Origin of the sequence: Aliiroseovarius conchicola (assembly GCF_041403445.1) — a bacterium.
Taxonomy (GTDB): Bacteria; Pseudomonadota; Alphaproteobacteria; order Rhodobacterales; family Rhodobacteraceae; genus Aliiroseovarius; species Aliiroseovarius conchicola.
In genome coordinates this window covers 55,875-62,187 of sequence record NZ_JBGEHL010000013.1, presented here as the reverse complement: position 1 = coordinate 62,187, position 6,313 = coordinate 55,875, and the positions used below count along the sequence as shown (strand labels likewise).

Here is a 6,313-nt window from a genome sequence, read left to right as displayed (position 1 = left end):
GCGCTGCCCGGCGGTGCCGCCGGGCGAAACCTCACCCCTGCACACTCTCCAAATACTCCGCCAACCGGACCAGCGCAGCCGGTGTCGGCGTCATCACCCCATTCTCGTCCACCCAGACCTCCATCTCGCTTTCCACATGCGCGCCGAATTCGGGCATCGGTCCGCGGGTGGCCCCTTGGGCGTAGCCGTCGATGGTGGACATGACATAGCGTGCAGGGAACTTGCCGCCGTGGCGTTTGGTCAAGGTGGTCAGGTCGGGGGCGCCTTCCATGACGCCTCCCTTCGCATCTTCCCCGTGGCAAGCAGCACAGTTCTCGGCAAAAATCTGTTCGCCGGTTTTGTCAGAGACGTCGATCTTGTCGCTGCGTGTGTTGAACAGCCCATCGTGCTCGCATGCGGCGAGGGTCAGCGTCAAAGAGAATAGGATCAAGGGCGTGCGCAACATGGGGCCTCGTGTCATTGTGGGTGTCACACCAACCCTAACGCAAAATGCCCTTAGTGGATTTGATAAGGATCAATCGCCCGGATGCAAACCGACCTATTGCAGCACTAGGTCTGAAATCACGCTGGCGGACAGCGCATCCGTATCATCACTGTCGGCCGACAACGCCAGCGCGACCAGCGCGCCGGGCTCGGTCCCAAACGCCCGTTTGTAATCTGCGGCAAGGTTGACGCTTTCGCGCGCAGCCCCTTCGCCTGATGGGCGCAGAACAACCGTCTTTCCACGCTTGCCAAGATAGGGCGACGGCAGAACAGAGCCTCGTTTATGCTGGCCGCCGTGGACATAGACCAGCACGCGCCCATTGGGGTTTTTCAAAAGCTTGCGCAAGGATTGGCGGCCCACTTGGGCGGCCTCTTCCTTTGGTAGGAACGCGAAATAGAGCGCGAGGTTTCGGTCATCCCCTCCCTTCTGGCGCAGGTCCGTTGCGGGCACGGATTGCGAGACGTTCCAACGCCAAGATGCTTTGGTCGCGCCCTGCTCTGCCGCTGGTAATATCTTATAAGTGATCGAAACAGACCCATCCGCCCGCACCGCCATCTGATTGGGGGTTGGGCTAAAATCGACCCGAGAGAACAGAGACGCGAACCAATGGGTCTTCCAATCCGTGAACCCAATTGGCCCGGCGGCTGTGGCTTGCGCGCTTAGCGTCAACGCGAGGGTGGCGGCTTTCATAAGATTGGACATGGAACGCTCCGATACTCGTGATCATCAGCGCAACTGTGTCAAATCCAGCGCCGCGCGCAATCCCGCCACGGCGCGTTTCACGCGAATGTCAGAGGATGCGAGCGGTCAGGTGATCTCGCCGCCATCCAGTCGCAGCGTCCGGTCCATCCGTGCGGCCAGTTCAAGGTTGTGCGTGGCGATCAGGGCGGACAGCCCTGTGTCGCGCACCAGCTCCATCAGTGCATTGAAGACGGTGTCTGCGGTGTCAGGGTCAAGGTTCCCGGTGGGCTCATCCGCCAGCAAAAGCGCTGGCCGATTGGCCAGTGCACGGCAGAAGGCGACACGCTGCTGTTCACCACCAGACAGTTCCGCTGGGCGGTGGCTGGCGCGCGTATCGACCCCGACCCGCTCCATCAACTCCATCGCATGTTCGCGCGCGGCGCGTTCGCTGATCCCGTTGGCCAGCTGCGGCAGGACGATGTTTTCCAACGCCGAGAACTCTGGCAGCAGATGGTGGAACTGATAGACGAACCCAACTTCGTTACGGCGCGTCGCCGTGCGGCGGCGGTCGGATAACGCCCCCATGTCCTGACCGTTGATCGCAACCGTCCCGGTATCTGCAGTGTCTAGCAACCCGGCGATGTGCAGAAGCGTCGACTTCCCGGACCCAGAGGGCGCGACCAGAGCGACAACCTCGCCGCGCGAAAGCTCAAGATCAGCGCCACGCAGGACACGGATTTCGCCGGGTGTACCCTCGTTATACGTCTTGTGAATGCCCGCCAGGCGCAGGACAGAATTACTCATAACGCAGCGCCTCCACCGGGTTCATTCGCGCCGCTTTGCGCGCAGGGAACAGGGTCACAAGGAAGGACAACGCCAGCGACAGACCGACGGCAGAGGCGACATCCCAGAACTCCAGCTTTGCTGGCAGGCGATAGATGCCGCGAACAGATGGGTCCCACGCCCCACCGCCCGAGAAGTAGTTTATGATCGAAAACACTCCATCAATGTTGAGCGCAAAGAGGCATCCAAGGATCACACCTGCAATGGTGCCAACGACCCCCGTCAGCGATCCACAAAGGAAAAAGATACGTAGGATCGACCCTTCGGTCAGACCCATCGTGCGTAGAATGCCAATGTCTCGGCCTTTGTTTTTCACCAGCATGATCAGGCCCGAGGTGATGTTCATAGACGCGATCAGGACAAGCACCGACAAGATAATGAACATCACGTTATCTTCCATGTCCAGCGCACGAAGGAAGGCCCCGGACCGATCCCGCCACGTCCAATAGGACGAGGGTTCCTCAGTCGCCGACAGGATGTCTTCGATCACATCGCCCACCTCTTCAGGTTCATCCACGATGACCTCGATCTGGTCAGCCTTGCCCTCGCGATTAAAGAAGCTCTGCGCCTCGGCGAAAGGCAAATAGACGCGGGTTCGGTCGATATCCCAGCGGCCCGCAGTGAAGATGTAAGTCACGTCATAAGCATTCACGCGCGGGCTGGTGCCAAACGCGGTCTTTACGCCATTGGGTGAAATTATCTTGATCTTGTCACCAACGCCCACACCAAGTTGGGCGGCCACCCCCGACCCGATGGCAATGCCGCGTTCAAAGGCCGAAACATCGCCCAGAAAACTTTCTGGGCGCGCGACGCGGGGGATGGCCAGCAGGTCGTCGTAGCTGATGCCGAATACCTCGACGCCGGCGTTGTTCTGGCCCGAGTTGGCCATGACCTGACCTTTGATCAACGGTGCCGCGCGCGTAACACCCGGCACTTCGGCGATCCGATCTGCCCAGCCTTGATAGTCTTTGATCTTGTCTTCGAGCTGGCCTGCATCGTCCACATAGCCTTGTGCGAAGACCTCGACATGTGCGTTGGCGCCAAGGATTGTGTCAACGAATTCGTCTCGAAACCCTGTGCGCACAGCTAAGGTAATGATCAGGGCCGCAACGGCCAGCGTGATACCGATCAGGCTGATCCACGTCATCGTGCTGACCCCGCCATCAGCGCGCCGCGCGCGCAGGTATCGCCAAGCGATTTGCCACTCAAAACGGGAAAAGGGGGCTGTGTTTCTGGACACGCATGTCTCCTGACGTCTGCTCGTTGGCGGCAAACTGGGGGTTTGGCGCGGTAACGTCAAGCAAAGGGCGGTTCACAGGCTTGGTTCCGCCTTCACTCACCCCACGCGTTAACCTGTGGAGAAACAAAAGTTTTCTGTGGACAACTCGTTCACACGAGAAAGTTTTTCTTTACAGCGACTCACCGACCTGACACCATATCTAGTAAGGGCAAGGCGCAAAGAACGCCGAACCTAGTACAGGCATCAAGTCCTAGTGGCGCAATGGAAGGGCCAATCGGTCCGCAATAAGCACCACAGGGCTGAAACCAAGGAAGGGCAGCGTCATGGCCGCGACCGAGCAGTTCATCGAAAGTGAAGACCTTCACCCCATCGACATCGTTGAAACCATCGCCGAATACCATTCATGGGAGTTCGACCGGGTTGCCGATGACCAGATCGCCATGTCGGTCGAAGGGCAGTGGCGCACCTATTCGATCACGCTGGCATGGTCGCCTTATGATGAAACGCTTCGCTTAATTTGCACCTTCGAGATGGAGCCGCCGGAAGAGAGCCTTCCGCGCCTTTACGAAGCATTGAACCGAACAAATGATATGTGCTGGACCGGGGCGTTTACCTACTGGCACGAACAGCGCCTGATGGTCTATCGCTATGGGCTGGCGCTGAACGGCGGGCAAATCGCATGCCCACAACAGATCGACCAGTTGATCTCAAGCGCTGTCGCTACATCTGAACGCTTCTATCCCGCGTTCCAACTGGTGTGCTGGGCGGACAGAACCGTCGATGATGCACTTCAGGTCGCCATCGCTGAAGCCTACGGCCGCGCCTGAGCACACACAGATTACTCCCGTGAAAAGGTCCGGTCTCTGATCGGGCTTTTTTGCTGGCCCCGCGGCCACGCTCCGCGTTATCCATGGTCCATATTGGTAGATGACCAGAGGTATCGGCATGAACACAAGCGACATGGCAGACATCAAGGAACGTGGCCTTGTGCTGCTTGGATGTGGGAAAATGGGCTCAGCGATGCTGGAAGGCTGGTTGAAGCAAGGCTTGCCCACACGTTCAGTTTGGGTGAACGACCCTTACCCCTCTGATTGGTTAAAGTCGTTGGACGGGCTAAACCTGAACCAAGATTTGCCCGCCAACCCTGCGATAGTACTGGTCGCGGTGAAGCCGCAAATGATGGTGGATGCATTGCCCAGCCTGTCAAAACTCGGCAATGGTGAGACCCTGTTCTTGTCCGTCGCGGCAGGAACACCGATTTCGGCATATGAGGCGATGTTGGGCAACCAGACTCCGATCATCCGCGCAATGCCGAACACACCCGCGGCAATAGCCCGTGGGATCACCGCAATCTGTGGCAACAATCATGCCACCGCAACACATATGTCGCTTGCGGAAACACTCTTGTCCGCTGTCGGGCAAGTGGTGCGCCTGGACGGGGAGCATCAGATGGACGCAGTCACGGGCGTTTCTGGCTCTGGTCCCGCCTATGTGTTTCACCTGATTGAAACCCTCGCTGCGGCTGGCGTCGCGCAGGGTTTGTCGCCGGAACTGTCAATGCAACTGGCAAAAGCCACCGTTGGAGGGGCCGGCGCATTGGCCGAGGCCGCAGACGAAGACCCCGCCCAACTTCGTGTGAATGTGACCAGCCCAGCTGGTACAACGGCAGCGGCGCTTGAGGTTTTGATGGATGAGAACACCGGTTTTCCCGACCTGTTAACCCGTGCCGTCGCAGCGGCTGCCAACCGATCCAAGGAACTTGCAAATGGCTGAAATAACCTTTGATGACTTTCTGAAAGTCGACATTCGCAAGGGCACTGTGACGCGCGCTGAACCCTTCCCGGAGGCGCGCAAGCCTGCGATCAAGCTGTGGGTCGATTTCGGGCCCGAGATCGGCGAGAAGCAAAGCTCTGCTCAGATCACTGTGCACTACAATCCCGAAACACTGGTTGGTAAAGAGGTTCTGGCTGTCGTCAACTTCCCCCCGCGCCAGATTGGGCCCGTAAAAAGCGAGGTTCTTGTCCTTGGCCTTCCTGACGAAAATGAAGACATCGTCCTTCTGACGCCAGACAAGTCAGTGCCTGACGGCGCGCGGATGTACTGATGAAACTTTTCATTTCTCGCCCTTTGCCAACGGCCGTTATTGCTCGCGCTGAACGCAGTTTCGACGTTGATGTGAGGGAGCAAACAACCCCCATGACCCACGATGAGATGGTGAACAGCCTGCGTGACTATGATCTGGTGTTGCCCACGCTTGGTGATCTTTATTCAGCCGAAGTATTCAACCAGGCCCGCAATATCCGAGCGAAAATGCTGGCAAATTTCGGAGTTGGTTATAACCACATCGACGTCGATGCCGCCAAAGCACAGGGGATCGCCGTGTCCAACACACCCGGTGCGGTGACAGATGCGACAGCTGATACGGCAATGACGCTTATCCTGATGACCGCACGACGTGCTGGTGAAGGAGAACGGCTGGTGCGCGTAGGCAAGTGGGAAGGCTGGCATCCGACCCAACTTCTGGGCCAGCATGTAACGGGCAAAACGCTCGGCATCATAGGCATGGGTCGGATTGGTGAGGCCATTGCCCATCGCTGCCATTATGGGTTTGGCATGGATGTCGTGTTTTTCAACCGATCACCGAAAGAGACGTCGATCCCCGCCCGCCAACTGAGTTCAATCGAAGACGTCGCATCGAGTTGCGACATATTGGTGATCGCTCTGCCCGGCGGCGCGTCGACCCATCATCTAATCAATGCGGAGGTCTTCGCCGCAATGCCAAGCCACGCGATCTTTGTGAACATAGCGCGTGGCGAGATTGTAGATGAAGCCGCGCTGATCAGAGCGTTGGACAACGGCCAGATCGCGGGGGCTGGATTGGATGTTTACGAGTTTGAACCCAAAGTGCCCGACGCTCTGGTCGCGCGTGAGAACGTGACATTGCTACCGCATCTTGGCACCGCGACGCTTGAGGTGCGCACAGCGATGGGGATGCTTGCAGTCGAGAATCTTGAAGCATTTGCAGCAGGTGAGACGCTCGTATCACCAGTCTGATCAGCGGTGGG

General features: G+C 58.2%; 8 protein-coding genes. 4 read left to right on the top strand and 4 right to left on the bottom strand.

Annotated elements, in window-relative coordinates:
• Window positions 1-31: 31 nt before the first annotated feature.
• From V6N04_RS16410 to V6N04_RS16395, 4 genes are all read right to left on the bottom strand, one after another.
• A complete protein-coding gene (locus V6N04_RS16410; protein ID WP_371171276.1) occupies window positions 32-445 on the bottom strand; it encodes a c-type cytochrome in 414 nt (137 codons plus the stop codon).
• Between the two features lie 93 nt (window positions 446-538).
• Window positions 539-1,186 (bottom strand): DUF3047 domain-containing protein, encoded by a 648-nt coding sequence (locus V6N04_RS16405; RefSeq protein ID WP_371171275.1) that lies wholly within the window; start codon window positions 1,184-1,186, stop codon window positions 539-541.
• 105 nt (window positions 1,187-1,291) lie between these two features.
• A complete protein-coding gene (locus V6N04_RS16400; RefSeq protein WP_371171274.1) occupies window positions 1,292-1,969 on the bottom strand; it encodes an ABC transporter ATP-binding protein in 678 nt (225 codons plus the stop codon).
• Window positions 1,962-3,248: a lipoprotein-releasing ABC transporter permease subunit gene (locus V6N04_RS16395; RefSeq protein WP_371171273.1), complete on the bottom strand. Its 1,287-nt coding sequence runs from the start codon at window positions 3,246-3,248 to the stop codon at window positions 1,962-1,964. Before V6N04_RS16395 ends, V6N04_RS16400 begins: the two co-directional genes overlap by 8 nt.
• Window positions 3,249-3,571: 323 nt before the next feature.
• Here V6N04_RS16395 and V6N04_RS16390 point away from each other — a divergent pair, with 323 nt between their 5' ends.
• The 4 genes from V6N04_RS16390 (at window position 3,572) to V6N04_RS16375 (ending at window position 6,302) form a co-directional block, all read left to right on the top strand.
• A complete protein-coding gene (locus V6N04_RS16390; protein WP_371171272.1) occupies window positions 3,572-4,075 on the top strand; it encodes a type III secretion system chaperone family protein in 504 nt (167 codons plus the stop codon).
• Window positions 4,076-4,193: 118 nt separating this feature from the next.
• Window positions 4,194-5,021 (top strand): pyrroline-5-carboxylate reductase, encoded by an 828-nt coding sequence (proC, locus tag V6N04_RS16385; RefSeq protein ID WP_371171271.1) that lies wholly within the window; start codon window positions 4,194-4,196, stop codon window positions 5,019-5,021.
• Window positions 5,014-5,352 carry a tRNA-binding protein gene (locus V6N04_RS16380; RefSeq protein WP_371171270.1) on the top strand — a complete coding sequence of 113 codons (339 nt, stop codon included), beginning with the start codon at window positions 5,014-5,016 and terminating at the stop codon, window positions 5,350-5,352. Before proC ends, V6N04_RS16380 begins: the two co-directional genes overlap by 8 nt.
• On the top strand, window positions 5,352-6,302 hold the full coding sequence (locus tag V6N04_RS16375) for a 2-hydroxyacid dehydrogenase (protein WP_371171269.1): 951 nt from the start codon (window positions 5,352-5,354) through the stop codon (window positions 6,300-6,302). The genes V6N04_RS16380 and V6N04_RS16375 overlap by 1 nt, the downstream gene beginning before the upstream one ends.
• Window positions 6,303-6,313: the final 11 nt, after the last annotated feature.

What these genes read in the sequence shown, in the direction of transcription:
- V6N04_RS16410 (WP_371171276.1), bottom strand. Translation starts at nt 445, where the DNA reads ATGTTGCGCACGCCCTTGATCCTATTCTCTTTGACGCTGACCCTCGCC.
- V6N04_RS16405 (WP_371171275.1), bottom strand. Translation starts at nt 1,186, where the DNA reads ATGTCCAATCTTATGAAAGCCGCCACCCTCGCGTTGACGCTAAGCGCG.
- V6N04_RS16400 (WP_371171274.1), bottom strand. Translation starts at nt 1,969, where the DNA reads ATGAGTAATTCTGTCCTGCGCCTGGCGGGCATTCACAAGACGTATAAC.
- V6N04_RS16390 (WP_371171272.1), top strand. Translation starts at nt 3,572, where the DNA reads ATGGCCGCGACCGAGCAGTTCATCGAAAGTGAAGACCTTCACCCCATC.
- proC (WP_371171271.1), top strand. Translation starts at nt 4,194, where the DNA reads ATGAACACAAGCGACATGGCAGACATCAAGGAACGTGGCCTTGTGCTG.
- V6N04_RS16380 (WP_371171270.1), top strand. Translation starts at nt 5,014, where the DNA reads ATGGCTGAAATAACCTTTGATGACTTTCTGAAAGTCGACATTCGCAAG.
- V6N04_RS16375 (WP_371171269.1), top strand. Translation starts at nt 5,352, where the DNA reads ATGAAACTTTTCATTTCTCGCCCTTTGCCAACGGCCGTTATTGCTCGC.